Source organism: Alcanivorax sp. NBRC 101098, assembly GCF_001010505.1.
Classification (GTDB): domain Bacteria; phylum Pseudomonadota; class Gammaproteobacteria; order Pseudomonadales; family Alcanivoracaceae; genus Alcanivorax; species Alcanivorax borkumensis.
In genome coordinates, this window is sequence record NZ_AP014613.1 from 2,516,811 (window position 1) to 2,533,009 (window position 16,199).

At 53.7% G+C, this 16,199-nt stretch carries 12 protein-coding genes; 1 reads left to right on the top strand and 11 read right to left on the bottom strand.

Features of this window, described 5'->3' with window-relative positions:
• The first annotated feature begins 37 nt into the window (after nucleotides 1-37).
• The gene (locus AS19_RS11375; protein WP_011589502.1) at nucleotides 38-496 is read left to right on the top strand and encodes a PaaI family thioesterase; all 459 of its coding nucleotides are present in this window, start codon (nucleotides 38-40) and stop codon (nucleotides 494-496) included.
• Nucleotides 497-643: 147 nt separating this feature from the next.
• On the opposite strand, the gene hemE is transcribed toward AS19_RS11375, so the two are convergent.
• The 11 genes from hemE to AS19_RS11430 all read right to left on the bottom strand — a co-directional run bounded on the left by hemE (nucleotide 644) and on the right by AS19_RS11430 (nucleotide 16,086).
• Nucleotides 644-1,705: a uroporphyrinogen decarboxylase gene (gene hemE, locus AS19_RS11380; RefSeq protein ID WP_011589503.1), complete on the bottom strand. Its 1,062-nt coding sequence runs from the start codon at nucleotides 1,703-1,705 to the stop codon at nucleotides 644-646.
• A 135-nt stretch (nucleotides 1,706-1,840) separates the two neighbouring features.
• Entirely contained in the window at nucleotides 1,841-3,262 is a 1,422-nt protein-coding gene (locus tag AS19_RS11385; protein WP_011589504.1) for an FAD-dependent oxidoreductase, read from the bottom strand.
• 11 nt (nucleotides 3,263-3,273) lie between these two features.
• Entirely contained in the window at nucleotides 3,274-7,737 is a 4,464-nt protein-coding gene (gene gltB, locus AS19_RS11390) for a glutamate synthase large subunit (protein ID WP_011589505.1), read from the bottom strand.
• Between the two features lie 142 nt (nucleotides 7,738-7,879).
• Nucleotides 7,880-9,382, bottom strand: a complete 1,503-nt coding sequence (locus AS19_RS11395) for an SPOR domain-containing protein (protein ID WP_144412646.1) — start codon at nucleotides 9,380-9,382, stop codon at nucleotides 7,880-7,882.
• Nucleotides 9,372-10,451, bottom strand: coding sequence for a 3-dehydroquinate synthase (aroB, locus tag AS19_RS11400; protein WP_011589507.1), 1,080 nt, complete (start codon nucleotides 10,449-10,451; stop codon nucleotides 9,372-9,374). The genes AS19_RS11395 and aroB overlap by 11 nt, the downstream gene beginning before the upstream one ends.
• 60 nt (nucleotides 10,452-10,511) lie before the next feature.
• Nucleotides 10,512-11,048, bottom strand: coding sequence for a shikimate kinase AroK (aroK, locus tag AS19_RS11405; RefSeq protein ID WP_035459500.1), 537 nt, complete (start codon nucleotides 11,046-11,048; stop codon nucleotides 10,512-10,514).
• Nucleotides 11,045-13,216 carry a type IV pilus secretin PilQ gene (gene pilQ, locus AS19_RS11410; protein ID WP_011589509.1) on the bottom strand — a complete coding sequence of 724 codons (2,172 nt, stop codon included), beginning with the start codon at nucleotides 13,214-13,216 and terminating at the stop codon, nucleotides 11,045-11,047. The genes aroK and pilQ overlap by 4 nt, the downstream gene beginning before the upstream one ends.
• A 20-nt stretch (nucleotides 13,217-13,236) precedes the next feature.
• Nucleotides 13,237-13,764: a pilus assembly protein PilP gene (locus AS19_RS11415; protein ID WP_011589510.1), complete on the bottom strand. Its 528-nt coding sequence runs from the start codon at nucleotides 13,762-13,764 to the stop codon at nucleotides 13,237-13,239.
• Nucleotides 13,765-13,778: 14 nt separating this feature from the next.
• Nucleotides 13,779-14,456 carry a type 4a pilus biogenesis protein PilO gene (locus tag AS19_RS11420; RefSeq protein ID WP_011589511.1) on the bottom strand — a complete coding sequence of 226 codons (678 nt, stop codon included), beginning with the start codon at nucleotides 14,454-14,456 and terminating at the stop codon, nucleotides 13,779-13,781.
• Nucleotides 14,456-15,022 (bottom strand): PilN domain-containing protein, encoded by a 567-nt coding sequence (locus tag AS19_RS11425; protein ID WP_011589512.1) that lies wholly within the window; start codon nucleotides 15,020-15,022, stop codon nucleotides 14,456-14,458. Before AS19_RS11425 ends, AS19_RS11420 begins: the two co-directional genes overlap by 1 nt.
• The gene (locus tag AS19_RS11430; protein ID WP_035459497.1) at nucleotides 15,022-16,086 is read right to left on the bottom strand and encodes a pilus assembly protein PilM; all 1,065 of its coding nucleotides are present in this window, start codon (nucleotides 16,084-16,086) and stop codon (nucleotides 15,022-15,024) included. The genes AS19_RS11425 and AS19_RS11430 overlap by 1 nt, the downstream gene beginning before the upstream one ends.
• Between the last annotated feature and the right edge of the window lie 113 nt (nucleotides 16,087-16,199).

The following is a 16,199-nucleotide window of genomic DNA, read 5'->3' on the forward strand; positions in this document are numbered from 1 at the left end:
CTTCGCTAGCATCACCTGTAACGGAGGAGGTAGCAGCATGGCCCTGAGCGAAAAACAACAAAACGCCATCAAGCTCGCCAGCGACAAAAGCTTTCCGTTCGTTGAGCGCTGTGGAGTACAAACGCTAGAAGTGGAGCGCGGCTACTGCAGGATGCTGATGCCTCTCAAACCCAACCTTAATCACGTTGGCATCATGTACGCTGGGGCACTGTACACCATTGCCGAATTGCCCGCCGGCACCCTGTATCTGTCTTCATTCGACACCAAGCGCTTTTATCCCATTGTCAAAGACGTGTGGATTCGCTTCCGGCGCCCGGCCACCACTGATGTCACCGTGGAAGTAACCCTCAGCGAAGAGGAAATCAGCCGCATCGAAAGCACCACCGAAGAAATGGGCCAATGCGACTTTGAATGGGATGTGGAAATGAAGGATGCCAATGGCGAAGTGGTTGCTATCAGCCACAACGTCTATCAGCTAAGAAAGATCCGCCGCTAAAAGCGGCACGCAACAATGAGGGAAAGAGTGGGCGACCACATGGTGCCCACCCAGCACAAGGCATACCGTTACAGGTTCACAATGAAAAAGAAAAATCGGAGGGAGCGTCCCTGCTTTCCCTATCCAATGTTGTAGCTTGCAGCTCGGTTATTTCTGACTCAATTCCACTACAGCTTCAATAAAGACCTTAGCGTGCTCCGGATCCACTTGCGGGGTGATGCCGTGCCCTAGATTAAAAATATGCCCAGGATGATCACCAAAATCATCGAGGATACGTTTCACTTCAGCCCGAATCGCCTGCGGCGAGGCATACAGCACTGCCGGATCCATATTTCCCTGTAGGGCGACCTTGTCACCCACACGACGGCGCGCGTCACCGATATTAATCGTCCAGTCCAGCCCTAAAGCATCACAGCCCGTGGCAGCCATGGATTCCAGCCACAGGCCACCGTTTTTAGTGAACAGGATCACCGGTACCTTGCGACCCTCATTATCACGAATCAGGCCATCCACGATTTGCTGCATATAACGCAGGGAAAATTCTTTATAGGCTTCCGCCGACAGCGCCCCGCCCCAAGTATCAAAAATTTGCACAGCCTGGGCTCCATGACGGATCTGTGCATTCAGGTAACCTGTCACGGACTGAGCCAGTTTGTCGAGCATGGCATGAGCCAGCTCGGGCTGGCTGTACACCATCGCTTTAAGGTGACGGAAATCTTTGCTGGAGCCGCCCTCTACCATGTAGGTCGCCAGCGTCCAGGGGCTCCCGGAAAAACCGATCAGCGGCACACGTCCATTAAGAGCACCACGAATAGTACTCACCGCATTCATCACGTAGCCCAGATCGGATTCTGCATCCGGTATCGGCAGTGCGGCCACATCCGCTTCGGTTCGCACCACTTTTCTGAATTTGGGCCCCTCTCCCGTCTCAAAATACAGCCCCAGCCCCATAGCATCAGGAATAGTCAGGATGTCGGAGAACAGAATAGCCGCGTCCAACGGGTAACGCTCCAATGGCTGTAACGTCACCTCACAGGCCAGATCAGCATTCTTGCACAGATCCATAAATGAACCCGCATGCTCGCGAGCAGCCCGGTATTCCGGTAGGTAACGCCCCGCTTGGCGCATCATCCAGATAGGCGTGCGATCCACCGTCTCGCGGTTGAGTGCACGAAGAAAGCGATCATTTTGCAGGGGAGCGAAAGTCATGTGGGTTCCTTTGAAAACACTTCACGCACTACGCTGCACGCAACGCGCGAAAATAAAAATCTTCAACATCATATAGAAAAAGGGCCTGCAAAAGCAGGCCCTATGTTGCGTACAGCATGTTGCCTGTTGCGCAACTCACACATCCAAGTAGTCAAGAATCCCTTTGGCAGCTTCACGGCCTTCCCAAATGGCAGTCACCACCAAGTCCGAGCCACGCACCATGTCACCACCTGCAAAGATCTTCTCATTGCTCGTCTGGAACGGGAATGCCTGTTCTTCCACGGCGACCACGCGGCCGGAATCGTCGGTATTGATGCTTTTCTCACCAAACCAATCCGCTGGGCTCGGGCGGAAACCGAACGCCACAATCACCGCATCCGCCGGCAGAATTTCTTCACTGCCCGGAATCGGCTCAGGGCGGCGGCGGCCATTGTTGTCTGGCTCGCCAAGCTTGGTTTCCACTACCTTAACGCCGACCACCTTGCCGTCTTCACCCACCACTTCAATGGGTTGGCGGTTGAACAGGAACTGCACGCCTTCTTCTTTGGCGTTGGTCACTTCCTTGCGTGAACCGGGCATGTTTTCTTCATCTCGACGGTAGGCACAGCTAACGCTTTGCGCCTGCTGACGGATTGAGGTGCGATTACAGTCCATAGCGGTATCACCACCACCCAGCACTACCACACGCTTGCCCTGCATATTGATGAAGTCCGCTTCGTCTTTTTCAAAGCCCAAATTACGGTTAGCGTTAGAGATCAGGAACGGCAGAGCTTCATACACACCGTCCAACTCTTCACCCGGGAAACCACCTTTCATATAGGTGTAAGTGCCCATGCCCATGAAGACGGCATCGTAGTCGGCAAGCAGTTCATCAATGGTGATGTCCTTACCGACCTCTACGCCCAGACGGAATTCCACCCCCATGCCCTCAAAGACTTCACGGCGTTTGGCCATGACCGGCTTTTCTAACTTGAACTCGGGAATACCAAAAGTCAGCAGGCCGCCAATTTCCTCATAGCGATCGAATACCACCGGCTTCACGCCACTGCGCACCAACACATCGGCACAGCCGATACCGGCAGGGCCAGCACCAATCACTGCGACCTTCTTGTCGGTCCACACTACCTTGGACATATCCGGGCGCCAGCCCATAGCCAGCGCAGTATCGGTAATGTACTTCTCAGTGGCACCAATCGTTACCGCGCCAAAGCCATCATTTAGAGTACAGGCCCCTTCACACAGACGGTCCTGCGGACACACCCGGCCACACACTTCTGGCAGGGAGTTGGTCTGGTGACTCAACTCCACCGCTTCCAGCAGGTTGCCTTCACTGATCAGCTTCAACCAGTTAGGAATGTAGTTATGGACCGGGCACTTCCATTCACAGTACGGGTTACCGCAATGCAGGCAGCGATGCGCCTGATTTTCTACTTCCCGGGTTTCAAATGGGTAGTAGATTTCCTCGTACTTGTGCTTACGGTCGTCAATATCCTTTTTCTTCGGATCGTGCCGGGGCACGTCAAGAAACTGGAAATTATTGCTTAAACGTTCAGCCATGGTATCCCCCGTTATGCCGGATTGGCGCGCGTGCTCTGCAGCAGGTTTTCCAGGCTTGCGGCCTTGGGCTTAACCAACCAGAACTTGCGGCTCATGGCATCAAAGTTGTCCAGAATGTACTGGCCCCATTCACTGCCGGTCTCGTCCACGTAATCTGCGATTACGCCACGCAGGTGACTGCGATGGGACTCGGTGGCTTCGGAACTGATGCGATGCAATTCGATCAGCTCCGGGTTGATGCGGTCGAAGAAATCATTGTCTTCGTCCAGGACGAACGCAAAACCGCCGGTCATGCCCGCGCCAAAGTTGTGGCCAGTGCGGCCCAACACGGTGATGGAACCACCGGTCATGTATTCACAGCAGTGGTCGCCAGCACCTTCCACAACGGCATGGGCTCCGGAGTTACGCACCCCGAAACGCTCGCCTGCGGTGCCTGCGGCGTAAAGCTTACCGCCGGTAGCACCATAGAGACAGGTATTACCAATGATGGCGGTTTCCTGACTTTTGAACGGGCTGCCATTGGGCGGGCGAATCACCAACTTACCACCGGCCATGCCTTTGCCCACATAGTCATTGGCATCACCTTCAATGTACATGTGCAGGCCACCGGCATTAAACACACCAAAGCTCTGCCCGGCAGTACCGCTAAAGCGCACCTTGATCGGCGCATCTTCCATGCCCAGGTTGCCATGTTTTTTGGCAATCTCACCGGACACCCGAGCCCCTACGGAGCGATCACAGTTGGTGATGTCGTAATGGAACGAGCCGCCGGATTTACTTTCGATGGCGGAGCCCATGTCATCCACCATCTTCTGGCTCAGCACGGCCTTGTCAAACGGCTCGTTTCGGCTCACCTGGCAATGGGTCGGCTTGTCCGCCGGCACCAAGTCGTTGCGCAGAATCGGGGTTAAGTCCAGCTTGCCCTGACGCGCGGTTTCACCTTCCAGAACTTTCAACAGGTCGGTGCGGCCGATCAGCTCAGGAATGCTCTTCACTCCCAGCAGGGCCAGCAGCTCACGCACTTCCTGGGCCACAAAGTTGAAGTAGTTAATCAGCAGTTCTGGAGCACCAATGAAATGCTCCTTACGCAGATCTTCACGCTGGGTAGCAACACCGGTAGCGCAGTTGTTCAGGTGACAAATACGCAGGTACTTACAACCCAGCACGATCATCGGCACGGTACCAAAACCGAACGACTCAGCACCCAAAATGGCGGCTTTAATCACGTCCAAACCCGTCTTCAGGCCACCATCTGTTTGCAGGCGAATCTTGTCACGCAAATCGTTACCACGCAGCGCCTGGTGCGCTTCCGCCAAGCCCAGCTCCCAAGGAGAGCCCGCGTAACGGATGGAGGTCAACGGGCTAGCCGCCGTACCGCCGTCGTAACCAGAGATGGTGATCAGGTCCGCGTAGGCTTTCGCCACCCCGGACGCCACGGTACCTACACCGGGCTCAGATACCAGCTTCACAGATACCTGAGCATCCGGGTTGACCTGCTTGAGATCGAAAATCAGCTGGGACAAATCCTCAATGGAGTAGATGTCATGGTGCGGCGGCGGTGAAATCAGGGTCACACCGGGCACAGAGTGACGCAGACGCGCGATCAGGGCATTCACCTTACCGCCAGGCAGCTGGCCGCCTTCACCGGGCTTGGCTCCCTGAGCCACCTTGATCTGCAACACTTCAGCGTTAACCAAGTAATGTGGGGTCACACCAAAGCGACCGGAAGCAATTTGCTTGATCTTGGACACACGCTCAGTGCCAAAGCGAGCAGGATCTTCCCCACCTTCACCGGAGTTAGAACGGCCTCCCAGACGGTTCATTGCCGTAGCAATGGCTTCGTGGGCTTCTGGGCTCAACGCGCCCAAAGACATGCCCGCAGAATCAAAGCGCAGCAAGATATTTTCCAGCGGCTCCACCTGATCCACATCGATGGCCTCAACATCATCACGCAACGCAAACAAATCACGCAGCGTCGCCACCGGGCGCTTATTGACCAGCTCGGCATACTCTTTGTAGGCGTTGTAGTCACTATCTTGGGTGGCACGGTGCAGAGCGTAAATCACGTCCGGGTTAAAGGCGTGATATTCCTTACCGTGGATATACTTGAGGATACCACCGGCATCAATGGGCTTACGCTGCTTCCAGGCATCTTTGGCCAAGCTCTGTTGATCGGCTTGGAAATCTTCGAAGCCCGCGCCTTGAATTCGGCTGGGGACACCACGGAAACACAGCTCAACCACTTCACTGTCGATACCGATGGCTTCGAACAGCTGGGCGCCCCGGTAAGAGGTAATGGTGGAAATCCCCATTTTGGAGAGGATCTTCATCAAGCCCTTGTTGATGCCTTTGCGGAAATTCTTCTGCAGCTCTACCGCGTCGCCCAACAGTTCGCCGGAACGCACCATGTCGGCGATCACATCATAGGCCAAATACGGATACACCGCGGTGGCGCCGAAACCAAACAGCACGGCAAAGTGATGGGAATCACGAACTGTCGCTGTTTCAACGATGATGTTGGCGTCGGAACGCAGCCCTTTTTCGGTCAGGGAGTGGTGTACCGCACCAGTGGCCATAGAGGCATGGATGGTGAGCTTGTCCTGGGAAATACCATGGTCAGTCAGCACCAAAATCGCGTTGCCATCACGGACCGCGCTTGCCGCCTGCTCACACAGATTCAGCACCGCCTGCTTGAGGCCAATTTCGGCATCATAATGCAGGCTCAACTTGGCCGTCTGGTAACCCGGACGCTCAATGTTAATCAGATTGGTAAACTTGGAATGCGACAGCACCGGGGTAGACAGAATCGCCCGGTCGGCATGGTCTGCGGTTTCTTCGAACACATTGCGCTCGGCACCGACACAGGTTTCCAAACTCATCACAATCGCTTCACGCAGCGGATCGATGGGCGGGTTAGTTACCTGGGCAAATTGCTGGCGAAAGTAGTCGAACAGAGAACGCTCGCGGCGGGACAACACCGCCATGGGCGTATCGTCACCCATGGAACCGGTGGCTTCTTGGCCAGACTCGGCCAGCGGACGCAGCACCTGATCACGCTCTTCAAAGCTGATCTGGAAAAACTTTTGGTAGCTCAGCAGGTCCTGCGGGTCTACCTCATCGGTACGACCCACTTCGTGGTCGTAATCCGCTTCAATGCGCAGAGCATTACTTTTCAGCCAGTCACGGTAGGGGTGGCGGACTTTCAAGCGATTATCGATGTCCTTAGTGTGCAGAACTTCACCGGTTTCGGTATCGATAGCGAGAATCTGACCAGGCCCAACACGGCCCTTGGCCACCACGTCTTCCGGCTTATAACTGTACACGCCGATTTCCGAAGCCAAGGTGATAAAGCCGTTTTTGGTCACTACCCAGCGAGCCGGGCGCAAACCGTTACGGTCAAGCATACAAACGGCATAGCGGCCATCTGTCATAACCAAACCTGCCGGGCCATCCCACGGCTCCATGTGCATGGAGTTATATTCGTAGAAAGCGCGCAGATCCGCATCCATGGTGTCCACGTTCTGCCAGGCAGGCGGGATCATCATGCGTACGGCGCGGAACAAGTCCATGCCGCCGGCCAGCAAAATCTCCAGCATATTATCCATGCTGGAGGAATCCGAACCCGTACGGTTGACCAGCGGGCTTAGCTCTTCCAGGCCCGGCAGCAGTTCATTTTGAAACTTGCTTTCCCGTGCCAGTGCCCAGTTACGGTTACCCTGTACGGTGTTGATTTCACCGTTATGGGCCAAATAACGAAATGGCTGGGCCAGGGGCCACTGGGGTAGCGTATTGGTAGAAAAACGCTGATGGAAAACGACAATGGCCGTTTCCATAGCACTGTCACCTAGGTCCGGAAAGAACACCGGCAGGTCCACCGGCATCATCAGACCTTTGTAAGACATCACCGATGCGGACAGGGAGCAGATATAGAAATAACCGTCACTTTCGATGGCTTTTTCTGCATGCCGACGGGCAAAGAACAGCCGACGATTCAACTCTTGTTCAGAGTTACCCTCCGCAGCCACCATGACCTGCCAGAATCCGGGCAGTGACGCCCGCGCAAGGTCACCCAGACAGCTCGGATCGGTAGGCACTTCACGCCAGCCGAGCACGGCAACACCCTGAGCTTCAAGCGCCGAATTAATAGCGCTCTTCTGCTGCTCAGACTTATCCGCTTGCGGGTGGGTGAAAACCATCCCCACGCCGTAGTTGTCTGGCAACGTAATGGATTGCTCTTCCGCGACCTTGCGGAAGAAAGAATCGGGTTTCTTAAGCAACAGACCGCAGCCATCACCGGTTTTTCCGTCGGCATTGATGCCGCCCCGGTGTGTCATGCACGTAAGTGCTTCAATAGCAGTTTGCAGAAGCTCGTGGCTAGGCTGACCTTCCATATGGGAAATCAGACCAAAACCACAGTTGTCCCGGAATTCTCCGGGCTCAGTGAGCCCCCGCACCAGCGTTGAGTTCTGCTGCATGAAAACCTATCCTCTTGAAATTCAGAGACTTACAGAAGGAAAATGGCGTCAAGAAAATGGTGACGGCAAAAAAGGGATACACATTCTACACATTGCGCGCTTGGGCGACAAACTGAACCGCCACCCAAGGCGCTTTTTCTGCTCAAAGTTCTCCGCGAATATCGGCCATCTTGCGAGGAAAGGGACCCGCTGCGCGTAACTTCGCCGGTAACGTCGACTTTGCATCCACAGCGGCCTGACGACTGGAATAGTCGCCAGCGAGCACCACAAACACGGTTTTATCATTCCGCTTGGCCGGATAATAGGCCCCCTTACGGCCCAATTGGTCCAACACCCCACGAGCATTGGCCTCCTGGCTGGTGGCTGTAATCTGCAGGAACCAGCTGTCGTCATCCACCGCAGCCAACCAAGACGCCTGGTTATAACCTGAGGTTTTTTCCCTCTGCGCTGATGAAACCGTTTCCACCTCCGTTTTTTCAGGCCTTGCTGGCGTAGGCGCCACTTCAACCTGCCGTTGAGCTTGGGCCGGCGAAGATTGCATCACCGGATCGGTCACTGGAGCCAACTGCACATTGTCGGTTTGTGCCTCTTTGGTCCCATCCGCACCCTCTTCCTTCTTGGCCCCTAGATCCTCAAGACGAGCCACCGGCTCCATGGTCGGCTTCAGCGGTGTCACCTTCCGCTCCTGTGATTCAGCCACCTGCTCAGCGGGCACGGATTGCGGTACAGGCAAAGCTAATTTCCGAGAATCAGGTGCTACAACCTCATCCTCACCACCGGCAAATACTGACCACAGAATGATAACCACCAGCAACAGACCGACCACTGCCGCCCCATGGCGCCAAGGCGCCGTGGTATGCGAAACGACGGCCGCATGAGTCGGCACCGCCGACAGCCGCTCTTCATCATCTTCATCGTCGCTGGAGCGCGCGGAGAAACCCGACATATCACTCATGTCGCCTTCCGCCTCATCGGTTTCATCTACGTTATTGCGCCCTGCCGTCATCGCCCCCACCGGCACTGCTGCTACACTCCCTCTGGTACCCTGCAGCAATCCCAGCAAAGCCCCCGGCAACCCTTCACTACGGTGCGCTAACTGCTCAGACTCCTCGTCATCCAGTTCAACACCGGCTACAAGCCAAGCAAAATCCTGCACATCATCGGCATTCAGCTTAGGCAGATCCAACATATCATCCACGGTAAAACCCACGGATTTGAGCGCCTCAACCGTACCCGGCAGACCGCCAAACAAATAGCACAATCGTGCCCCCAGCTTTTGCTTTAGGGCCTCCATGGTCGTCAGCGCATCAGCTCTCAGGTCCTCACTATTATCTACCACCACAACCAAACGGCCAGTCGCCAGCGTTTCGCGCAACACTTGGGGCAAGTCAGCACGGTCAATATCGAAATGTCGCAGCAAAGCCTCAACCACCACAGAGGCATCATGGGGCTTACTGCCATCAATGCGAACCACTTCCATGTCAGTAATTAAGGCCATCACTGCCTGCCCGAGCAGTATAGAAACACCACTGCCGGTGTCGCCCTCTATAGCGACCACCGAGCCCTGCTCGGCGTGGGCCGTCATGGCATCCAGAAAGTCCCCACGCGAGGCACCGCTATAGAAACGCTCGTCATCATGCTCCACAAAAAGCCTCCAATGTTTTTTGCAATGCCGCGCCGTCATAATCCGCCGTTACCACAGCCTTACCCAGCTCACGCAGCAACACAAGGCGCAACTGGCCATTATGAACCTTCTTATCCAAGGCCATTAGGTCCATAAATTGTTCCGGCGTCATCCCTTCGGGAACCGCCACCGGCAAGCCCCAGGCAGACAACAAAGTGGCCACTTTTGACTCCAGCTCTGCCGGCACCCAGCCCAACTCAGCGGACATGCGAATGGCCATCAACATGCCCACCGCTACCGCCTCACCGTGCAACCACTGGCTATAACCGGTGGCGGTCTCAATGGCATGACCAAAAGTATGCCCCAGGTTCAGCAACGCACGGTTACCCTGTTCGGTTTCATCATCCGCAACGACCTGAGCCTTGTTCTCGCAGCTACGGAAGATCGCCTCAGAAATGATCGCCTCATCTCTGGACAACAGCTTGTCGTTATTGGTTTCCAGCCACTGATAGAAACTAGGGTCACGAATCAGACCATACTTAACCACTTCCGCATAACCTGCAGCCAATTCCCGCTCTGGCAGCGAGTTCAACACGTCGGTATCAATCAGAACCAAGCGCGGCTGATGAAAGGCACCAATCATGTTCTTGCCACGGGGATGGTTGACCGCGGTCTTACCGCCAACGGACGAATCCACCTGGGCCAGCAGAGTCGTTGGCACCTGGATGAAATCCACCCCCCGCTGATAGCAGGCCGCCGCAAAACCCACCATATCGCCAACAACGCCGCCGCCCAACGCCACCAGTGTTGTGGTGCGCGAATGGCGCTTGGCCATCAAAGCATCAAAAAGGGTTTCAAGAGTTTCAAGGGTTTTGAATTTTTCGCCATCGGGGAGAATGAGCGTATCGCACTGAATAGCAGAAAAGTGCGCCTCCAGTGAGGCTAGATACAGCGGCGCAATAGTTTCGTTGGTGATGATCATCACCTGGTTGCCACGAACCTGCTCAGCTAAGGGAAAAGACGACAGCAAGCCGGCCCCAATATGGATAGGGTAACTCCGCTCGGCCAAGGCCACCTGAAGTGTGCGCATTACAGCTCCCAATGATAATTCAGCAAAATAGGCCAAGCACCAGCCCGACAGTTGCCTGCATTATCCTTGTGGCTGAGAGTCCAAACAAGCGAGCACGTCATCCGCGACTTTTTTCAGGTTTCCTGATGCCGTCGAGACCACATGATGAGCCACCTGCCGATAGAGCGGATCACGCTCGGCGAACAAGGCATCCAGCCGCGCCTTGGGATCTGCCGTTTGCAGCAGTGGGCGCCCTTTGTCATTGCGAGTCCGGGCCAGCTGAACCTCTACCGGTGTCCACAGGTAGACGACACAGCCGCGCTCATGAAGAAAGGCTCGATTCTCCGGGGTAACCACCACCCCGCCGCCGGTAGCCAGCACGATGCCAGGCTCCCGGGTTAGCTCGTCAATCACATCTTGTTCCCGCCGCCGAAACCCCTCCTCACCTTCCATATCGAAGATCCAGGGAATATCCGCGCCAGTTTTCTCCTCGATTACACGATCAGAGTCGAAAAACGGGCGGTCCAACACCTGAGCAAGATGCCTGCCCAAGGTGCTTTTCCCCGCACCCATAGGCCCGACAAGAATTAAAGGAACAATAGAATTAGTTTTGATCACCGATTAGCCAAAGCATCCTTCATCAACCGTGGCGTAATAAAGATCAGCAATTCTTGCTTGTTATCACGATTGACAGTCTTCCTAAACAGGGCACCAATCCATGGCAAGTCACCCAGAAAAGGTGTCTTAGTCACAGAATTGATCTTCTCTTGCTGGAAGATACCACCAAGCACCACTGTCTCGCCATCGTTAACCAGCACAGACGTTTCCACCCGATTGGTATTAATCGCTGCAGAACCGTCTGAACTAAAGGAGTCATTGTTCACTTTCAGCATCATGATGATATTGCCATCTGGGGTGATATGCGGAGTCACTTCCAGTCGCAGCTCTGCTTCCACAAAATCGATGGAGGTCGCACCAGAGGAGGTCGCTATTTCGAAAGGCACTTGCTGACCGGAAGCGATCACTGCGGGCTGCTGATCCGCGGTCAAAACCTTCGGTGTTGCCACCAATTCACCGTGCCCTTCCGCTTCCAATGCGGACAACTCGAGCTCAATCAAACCAGAGGCAAGAGAGGTAAAGCCTACTGCAAACCGGGATGCACTGGCAGAATCCACGCCTAGATCAACAATGAGATCATCATCGTTTTCAGCCTCTTGAAACTGAAAATCATCCGGCCCAAATTCCACATCGCCAGGGTGCCCGCCAACAGTGTCGGGATAAGCGATAGTTGCATCAATATTAGTCTGATGGAGGTTCCTTAGAGATTGCAAACGACCCGAAACACCGAAGGTACGACCATCCTCAAGCATACTCTCCGTATCAAAACCCAGCCCCCCCCAACGCACACCAAACTCGTCGGTCACATCATTGGTCGCCACCACGACCCGAGCCTCGATGAGCACTTGCTGAACAGGAATATCAAGCTGATCGATTAGCTCACGTATTTCCTGCAATTTGGCCTGGGTATCCTGAACAATGAGTGTATTCGTACGCTGATCTACAACCACAGAGCCACGCCCGGAGACTAGCGCTTCGCCCTTACCGCCAGCGTTGGAGATCAGCTCTTTCAACTCCGACGCATTAGCATAATTGATATTGATATATTCGGTTCGCAGAGGAGCCAGTGCCTCAATTTTTTTCTGGCTTTCCAGCTCTAACTGCTCACGGGCTGCAATTTCATCCGCTGGCGCAACCAGCAGAACATTGCCCACCTGACGTTTATCCAACCCCTTGGTTTTCAGAATCAATTCCAGCGCCTGATCCCATGGCACATTCTGCAAACGCAGCGTAATTCGACCGTCTACTGTGTCAGAGGCAACCAGGTTAAGCCCCGTGAAATCCGCAATTAATTGAAGAACGGAGCGCACCTCAATATCCTGGAAATTCAAGGAAAGTTTTTCCCCCGTATACTGGAACGCATTTTTCTTCTTTCTTGCCACTTCTGCTTTACTAACCGGCTTAATGTTAATACTGAACTCGGTGTCCGCCTGGTATGCCATATATTCCCATACCCCGGTCGGCTCAATAACAACCATGGTGCTGCCATCTGCAGACTGCGTTTCCACCATTTTGACTGGCGTTGCAAAATCGGTCACATCCAGTTTACGCACCAGCTCGTTAGGCACTCCTGCACCCACAAATCGAGCCACGATTTTGCCGCTCTCTTCTTTCACATCTACAGGAATGGATGGTTCAGACAATTTGATAATGACGCGTCCTTCGCCACTTTCTCCACGCCGAAAATCGACCCCCGTTACAGCGGCCTCGCCATTGTAATCATTTCCCTGTGAAGCCTGTTTCTGCTTATCAACTTGATCATTACCCAACAGAACAATCAGATCATCACCCTCGGTACGGGTTGAATAGCCAGTCAGCGATTCCAAATTAAAAATCAGCCGCGTCCTGTCTTTTGCTTCAACAATGGTGACACTACGAGCGTTACCAGAACCAAGGTTTTGCCGCTTTCCCGCAATATCCGAATCCGCACCGACAAGGTCCAATGCAATACGAGCAGGCTGTTCGATACTGTATCCCTTCACTTCCGGCACACCACCTTCAAACTTCAGGCGAACTTCCATGCCATCACCGGATAAAGCATTAGCTTCGATGTATTTCAGTGTATCTGCGCCCGCAACCATAGAGAGGGCAGACAACACTCCTACAGAAACCAGCCCCGCCAGACGCCGGGAAGCGCTATTTTTTATTGTCGATCTTGCACATTTCATAACTGGATCCCCAGCGGCTGTTATTCGGAAATCGAGACGTTACTGGCGCGTTCCACCCAGCCATCCCGACCATCCGGTACGATTTCAATCAGACTCACTTTGGTTTCGTTAACCTGCTTGACCAAACCAAAGTTTTTCCCCATATAACTGCCTGGTTTAACACGTGTCACCGCCCCTGAAGGATCGGCAACCAAAGCCTGAAGCGGCTGACCTGGCTTGGTAATGGTGCCCACCATTTTCAGCGCATCCAGCGAGAAACGCTCCAGATATTCTTTCGGGCGGCCCATATCCGGCTCCACCTTGCGGCCATCAGGCACCACCAGCAATTCCTGGTCCTGTGGCGGACTGAATGGAGATCGCAGTTTGTGAGCAGCATAAGCATAGGAAGCAATAGGCTTGAACTCAGGCGGAGGCTCAACCCGCCCTCGCGGCCTTGCCTTTATTTCCTGAAGACGAGCATCTAGCTCTGAAAGATTAGCGCTGGAACCACAACCGGCAAGCCCGAACAAGGCAACGCAAGCAACAGAAAGAAAGATTATTTTTTTCATTATCTCACGCCCCCTTATTTCTTCTTGCTAGAAGAATTAGCGTTGCCCGTCGCATCATCCTTACTAGAGTAACGATAGGTCTTCGCCGTAATGTCCATTCTCAACAGCCCCAGGGGAGCCTGTTTTTGATTACCTTTCGCAGGCCGCGCAACCGTAAAATCATGCAACGTCACAATACGTGGTAATGACGCCACCCCGGAAACAAAAGAACCAAAACCATGGTAATCACCAATGACTTGAATATTGATAGGGAGCTCAGCATAAAACTCCTTCTCCATTTCATCTCTCAGTTCGATATTTTCGAACTCCAAGCCACTGCCCAGCCCAGTATGCGTAATATCCTCAAGCAGACCAGGAACCTCCGTATCTTTGGGCAATTGTTTAAGGAGGGCACCAAAAGTTTGCTCCATTTCTACCAGCTGCTTACGAAACTGATCGAGATTGTGGGCTTGAAACGCTTTCTTCTCATATGCCTGTAAAAGCGTAGCCTCTTCTTTTTTCTGCTGATCAAGCACCTGATTGGCCTCACTAATCGACAGGAAATAGCCTAGGGCCACAACAAGAATCAGCACCAGAACCGCAGCGCCAACCTTAATTGGCGTGGGCCACCCCCCCACATTCTCGAAATCCAGACTATTGAGCTCATCCATCAGCTCACGCAAGTCCATATTCTTCAGCTCAGAGGCTTTCATTATTTTTCTCCCTCTTTATCGCTGTTCAGAGATGCCTGCTTGACTGTCAACAAGAAACTGTTGGCCTGTGAGCCATCTTCAAGCGCCGTCACATTTTGTAAATTGGCACTCTGGAACCAGGATGACTCATCAAGATTACGCATCAGGCGAGAAATTCGATTATTACTTTCAGCCACCCCATTAATGGTGTACAAGTCGCCCACCCGTTTAATTTCGTTATAGAAAACACCATCGGGGAGGGTCTTCACCAACTCATCAAACACATACACGATAGTTGGACGATTACCCTGCAGGCTCTGAATAACCTCCATCCTCGCCACCAGCTCATCGCGACGAGACTTTAGCTCCTTAATCTCTATGATTTTTTCATCTAGCTCTGCTGAACGCGTCTGGATATGACTATTGCGGGCCCGCTGATCAGCAATCTGCTGATCCACATACCCCCGCCAAACCCAAAAAATAGCCCCTCCCACAATCGCCGCGAGCACCAACATCATGACGAATTCCTGCTGGCGCTGTTTGCGGCGCTCTTCGCGCCATGGCAACAGGTTAATTGTTGTTGTCATTAGTCAAAGCTCCTCAATGCCAGGCCACAGGCAATCATCAATGCCGGGGCATCATTGGCAATGGCAGAGGCATTCACCTTGTTCGCCAGCGCCATGTCACTGAAAGGGTTAGCCACTGAACAACCCGCGCCCACCTTTTCCTGAATCAGATCGCCCAAGTCTGCGATAGAGGAAGAGCCCCCTGCCAGCAAGATGTAATCCACTTCATTGAATTGCGTGGAGCCATAGAAAAACTGCAATGAACGATTCACCTGCTGGACAATGGCATCTTTGAACGGCTGCAGCACTTCGCCTTCGTAATCATCGGGCAGCTCGCCGGTTTTCTTGGCCAACCCCGCCTCTTCCATAGAAATACCGTAACGACGCTGAATTTCTTCAGTGAGCTGCTTGCCCCCGAAAAGCTGCTCGCGGGTATAAACGCTACGCCCTTGATGAAATACGTTTAGCGTGGTCATGGTGGCGCCGATATCGAATACCGCCACGGTTTCTAGCTCCTCCGCATTCGGCAAACCGGGCAGAAGCAACTGAAAAGCCCGCTCAATAGCGTACGCTTCCACATCCACCGCTCGCGGTTGTAGGCCACCGATTTCCAACGCATCGGTGCGCATCTCCACGTTCTCTGTGCGTGAGGCGGCAACCAACACCTCCACGCGCTCATCGTTATTCTCAACCGGCCCCACAACCTGAAAGTCCATACGGACCTCATCCATGGGATACGGGATGTACTGATCTGCCTCAGACTTGAGCTGCATTTCCAATGCATCCTCGTCCAGCTCGGCATCCATTTCGATGAGCTTAGTAATCACAGCGGAACCGGACACTGCCACCGCCGCCGCTTTTACCCCGGGACGCGTACGGCTTACCAAGCGGGCAATAGCATCACCCACTCCTTCCACGTCGCTGATATTTTTCTCGACAACCGCATTGGCCGGCAGGGGCTCAACCCCATAGCTCTCGACCTTGTAGCGACTCCCTGATTTGGACAGTTCCAACAGCTTGACCGCCGTGGAGCTGATGTCGATCCCCAGTAGTGTCTGGGCCTTTTTTCTGAGGAAAGGCAGCACTGTCGTCGTCCCGTCTGGTTATCATTGAAGTATTTTTTCTTGCTAGATATATACTTACACGTTTTTTATGTCGAACTACATTAGGAGTTAGTAATAGCAGAACAGATATTAGA

Coding starts and splice junctions, on each gene's coding strand:
- AS19_RS11375 (WP_011589502.1), top strand. CDS start 38: ATGGCCCTGAGCGAAAAACAACAAAACGCCATCAAGCTCGCCAGCGAC.
- hemE (WP_011589503.1), bottom strand. CDS start 1,705: ATGACTTTCGCTCCCCTGCAAAATGATCGCTTTCTTCGTGCACTCAAC.
- AS19_RS11385 (WP_011589504.1), bottom strand. CDS start 3,262: ATGGCTGAACGTTTAAGCAATAATTTCCAGTTTCTTGACGTGCCCCGG.
- gltB (WP_011589505.1), bottom strand. CDS start 7,737: ATGCAGCAGAACTCAACGCTGGTGCGGGGGCTCACTGAGCCCGGAGAA.
- aroB (WP_011589507.1), bottom strand. CDS start 10,451: ATGCGCACACTTCAGGTGGCCTTGGCCGAGCGGAGTTACCCTATCCAT.
- pilQ (WP_011589509.1), bottom strand. CDS start 13,216: ATGAAATGTGCAAGATCGACAATAAAAAATAGCGCTTCCCGGCGTCTG.
- AS19_RS11415 (WP_011589510.1), bottom strand. CDS start 13,764: ATGAAAAAAATAATCTTTCTTTCTGTTGCTTGCGTTGCCTTGTTCGGG.
- AS19_RS11420 (WP_011589511.1), bottom strand. CDS start 14,456: ATGAAAGCCTCTGAGCTGAAGAATATGGACTTGCGTGAGCTGATGGAT.
- AS19_RS11425 (WP_011589512.1), bottom strand. CDS start 15,022: ATGACAACAACAATTAACCTGTTGCCATGGCGCGAAGAGCGCCGCAAA.